Source organism: Clostridium sp. UBA2485 (assembly GCF_002341865.1).
GTDB lineage: Bacteria > Bacillota > Clostridia > Clostridiales > Clostridiaceae > Clostridium_J.
This window is the reverse complement of record NZ_DDOV01000083.1, coordinates 1-4328: the sequence shown is the minus strand read 5'-3', so window position 1 is coordinate 4328 and position 4328 is coordinate 1. Positions and strand designations below refer to the sequence as shown.

Genomic DNA, 4328 nt, shown 5'->3' with positions numbered 1-4328 from the left:
AAATCCATAATGGAAATCCAAGGAAATATAAAATTTACCAATGTTTCTTTTAGTTATGGTGAAGATGGAAATATACTTAAGGATATAAATTTTCAGGTTATGGGTAATAAAAAATTAGCAATAGTGGGGAAAAGTGGGGCTGGAAAAAGTACTATTTTAAATTTACTTTTAAGACTTTATGATTATGATTCTGGTGAAATAACTATAGATAATATAGATATTAAGGATTTTGATGAAAGGTCTTTAAGAAGTCACATATCAGTTATAAGACAAGATCCTTTTCTATTTAACATATCAATAATGGAGAATATAAAAATAGCAAATTCCAGTGCTACAGACGAAGACGTTTATGATGCTTGTAAATCAGCATATATACATGAGTTTATAATGTCTCTTCCTAATAAATATAACTCAATAGTTGGAGAAAATGGAGTAAATTTATCTGGAGGACAAAAGCAAAGGATTGCTATAGCTAGAGGGCTTATAAAGAAGTCTAAAATAATATTGTTTGATGAAGCAACGTCGGCTTTAGATAACGAATCTCAATATTTTATAAAACAGTCTTTAAATTTAATATCAAAGAAACATACCGTAATAATAATAGCTCATAGATTATCTACAATAATAGATGCTGATGAAATAGTAGTTATTGATAGTGGAACAATTGTTGGACAAGGTTCCCATAGTGATTTAATAAAAGATAATGTTATTTACAAAAATCTTTATGAAGCAGATATGGAGATTTTAAATATACCACAAGAAGTTGGATAATATTTGAAATGTATAATAAAACAAATGTATCTATAAAACTTATATAAAATAATAAATATTTAGGAGTGATAAAATGAATAGTTCAGCAATTAAAATGGGTACATTAGCTGAAGCATGGAATGGAATAGATGGAAAGGCTAGAAATATAACATTTTCTATTACAGAGGATTGTAATTTAGCTTGTAAATATTGTTATATGATTGGCAAAAACAATTTTAAGAAAATGTCTTTTGAAACAGCAAAAAAAGCAGTAGATTACATTCTTAATGATAGGGAGTTTTTTAATAATGAATCTATAGTATGGGAATTTATAGGAGGAGAGCCTTTCTTAGAGATAGATTTAATAGATAAAGTATCTGATTATATCAAGCAACAAATGTTCTTATTAAATCATCCTTGGTTTAATTCCTATAGATTTAGTTTTTCAACAAATGGATTATTATACGATTCACCAGAAGTACAAAAATATATAGCTAAAAATAGAAATCATGTATCAATAGGAATAAGCATAGATGGAAATAAGTTAAAGCATGATATGCAAAGAGTATTCCCTGATGGAAGTGGCTCTTATGATGAAGTTGTAAAAAAGGTACCATTATGGATTGAACAATTTCCAGATGCTCAAACTAAAGCTACTTTTGCCCATGATGATTTGCCTTATATAAAAGATAGTGTAATAAGCCTTTGGAACTTAGGAATAAAAAGTGTGGCAGCAAATGTAGTTTTTGAAGATGTTTGGCATGAAGGAGATGACAAAATATTTGAAGCACAACTTAGAGAGTTAGCGGATTATATACTAGATAATAAACTTTGGAAAGATTATTCAGTAAGATTTTTTGATCCTAATATTGGATTCCCGTTGACAGAGGAGCTTAAAAATTCAAACTTCTGTGGTGCAGGGAAAATGACAGCTATAAGTACAGATGGAGAAATATATCCTTGCGTAAGATTTGTAGATTTTACTTTAAATAATAAAAAAGGTTTATCAATAGGACACGTGGATACAGGTATAAATACTGATAAATTAAGACCTTTTAGTGTGTTATCATTAAAAGCTCAAAGCCCTAATGAATGTGTTGAATGTGATGTTGCTACAGGTTGCGCATGGTGTACAGGCTTTAATTATGATGTTGCTGATACAAATACTATTTATCAGAGGGCAATTTTTCAATGCAAAATGCATAAGGCAAATGTAAGAGCAAACAAATATTTCTGGAGCAAGTTTGAAGAAGTTAGCGAGCTCGAATCAGAGAGAAGAAAATTAGAGAGGGCTAATGATAAGTGGAATCAACATAAGTATCTTCAAATTATAGCTTCAGATAATATAACACCGCATTGCACATATAGAAATTTTAAAAATACTAATAATGTAATTTGTGATGAAACTTTAAAGAAGGCATTAGAATTTGCATCAAATAATAAGTTTATACCAGTTATGTTAGGAACATCTAAAGATATATTAAAAGATGCTATATCTATAGTAGATAGTAAAGATGAATTATCTAAGGGATATTCTATAAAAGTCTATGACAATACCATTAATGGACTAGAAAATGCAGGAGGAATGTGTATTTTACTTATAAATAAGGAAAATTTAAATAATATTTTACCATATGTTTCAGAACTTTATGAGAAGCATTCAAGAGTAAATGTAATATTAGAAGATATTGAAAGCTGGAATGATTTAAATGCACAAGTATATAAAAAGCAACTTGAAAAACTTAAGAGTTTTGTAGCAGACACTTATAGGAAAGGTGAGCCACTTCATTTAAATATATTAACAGATAGAATAGAGCAAACCTCAATGTGTAACTGTGATGCAGGAAATACAACTTTTACATTAGCGCCAAATGGAAAAATATATATATGTCCAGCTTTCTACTTTGATGATCCAGAAAGCTATATTGGAGATTTAGATAACGGTATAAAAATAAAAAATCCTCAACTTATGGAATTTGAAACTGCTGGAATATGCCATGAATGTGACGCATACCAATGTAGAAGATGTAAATTCTTAAATAAGAAATTGACTAATGAATACAACATTCCATCTAAGATTCAATGCGTAGTAAGTCACTTAGAAAGAAACGCTTCGAGAGAACTTCAGGAGACACTTATAAATGAAGGATTTATGAAGCCTAATAATATTATAAGTAAGATAAACTATCTTGATCCATTAGAAAAAGTATTAAGTATGAGAGGAGAATAATCATAATGTATAGTGAAAAAGTTGGAGTTGTGACAGAAAATGAGAAGAGAGAGATATTGATATTAAATGAAAGAAAATCTTCATTGAAGGAGCTTTTATTAACTTTAGATTCTCCTATGTTAACTTTAGATGAAAGAGATAGTATGTATAAAAAAATAGTTGAAGATATGGAAGAAGTGTCCTTAAAATATAGAGAATGGTGGACAGAAAAAAGTAGCAAATATAATTGGAAGTATAGTGAAAATGGAGAATGGAGCATTAATTTTCATACCAATGAAATATTCCTTATAGAAGAAGAATGTGCTTGTACGAAACAGGGATAATGTACTTATAATTTGAAAGGAGGTGAATTTATGAAACATTTATTTGATCAAAAATCAACAGTAAGCTACGCTGCTAGTTGCTCAGGTTGTTCAACAATGTGTGGAGATAGCTGTGCTAGAGCATGCTCCTATGGATGTAGTGGAACTTGTAGAGGTCATTGTAGCACAAGTTGTGCAGATCGTTGTATGGCTGGACCTGGACCATACTAATATAATTTAAAAAATTATTAATTCATACTATTGAATTTCACACAAATTTAAATTTATTAATTTACGGAGATAGGGGAGCATTATATGAAGTGTTGTTCCTTTTTATTCAATGTAAAACTCATTTATAACTTAAAAGGAGGAGAAATTTATGAAACATTTATTTGATCAAAAATCGACGGTAAGCTATGCTGCTAGTTGTTCAGGCTGTTCAACAATGTGTGGAGATAGTTGTGCTAGAGCATGCTCCTACGGATGTAGTGGAAACTGTAAAGGCCATTGTAGTATGAGTTGTGCTGATGAATGTAGATTAGGACCAGGTATGTATTAACAAAATATTAAAATATCTTTAAGCTTTGACATAAACAAATACCATTAAACGAAACTATCAAATTTTGCAATAAATTTAAAATTATTAATTTACAAAGATGGGGGGAGCAGGATAGAAATTCTTGCTCTCTTTTATTTAATAAATTTATTAAATAAAAGCCTAATCAATTTAAAATCTGAAAAGAGGCGAAATTTATGAAACATTTATTTGATCAAGATTCAACAAGAGTGTATGCAGCAAGTTGCTCATCATGGTGCGCAGGAACATGTGGACGTAATTGTGTCCAAGCATGTGCTTATGAATGTGGTGGAAACTGTAGAGGGCATTGTACTATGGATTGTGCAGATCGTTGTATGGCTGGCCCTGGAATGGGCTAATAAAATTTAAAAATATTATTAAGTTAGACTATTGGATTTTACACAAATTTAAATTTATTAATTTACAGAGATGGGGGGAGCAGGATAGAAATTCTTGCTCTCTTTTATTT

6 protein-coding genes are annotated in these 4328 nt (G+C 29.8%); all 6 read left to right on the top strand.

What is annotated here, in order from left to right:
• The coding region (locus tag B3603_RS17295; RefSeq protein ID WP_291567227.1) for an ABC transporter ATP-binding protein at nt 1–771 on the top strand (771 nt) is incomplete at its 5' end.
• Between the two features lie 73 nt (nt 772–844).
• Nucleotides 845–2980, top strand: a complete 2136-nt coding sequence (locus B3603_RS17290; RefSeq protein ID WP_291567225.1) for a radical SAM peptide maturase, CXXX-repeat target family — start codon at nt 845–847, stop codon at nt 2978–2980.
• Between the two features lie 5 nt (nt 2981–2985).
• The gene (locus B3603_RS17285; RefSeq protein ID WP_291567223.1) at nt 2986–3303 is read left to right on the top strand and encodes a CXXX repeat peptide modification system protein; all 318 of its coding nucleotides are present in this window, start codon (nt 2986–2988) and stop codon (nt 3301–3303) included.
• Between the two features lie 30 nt (nt 3304–3333).
• Nucleotides 3334–3513 carry a hypothetical protein gene (locus B3603_RS17280; protein WP_039635395.1) on the top strand — a complete coding sequence of 60 codons (180 nt, stop codon included), beginning with the start codon at nt 3334–3336 and terminating at the stop codon, nt 3511–3513.
• Between the two features lie 148 nt (nt 3514–3661).
• Nucleotides 3662–3841: a hypothetical protein gene (locus B3603_RS17275; RefSeq protein WP_291567221.1), complete on the top strand. Its 180-nt coding sequence runs from the start codon at nt 3662–3664 to the stop codon at nt 3839–3841.
• A 194-nt stretch (nt 3842–4035) separates the two neighbouring features.
• Nucleotides 4036–4218 (top strand): hypothetical protein, encoded by a 183-nt coding sequence (locus B3603_RS17270; RefSeq protein WP_291567219.1) that lies wholly within the window; start codon nt 4036–4038, stop codon nt 4216–4218.
• Nucleotides 4219–4328 lie beyond the last annotated feature (110 nt).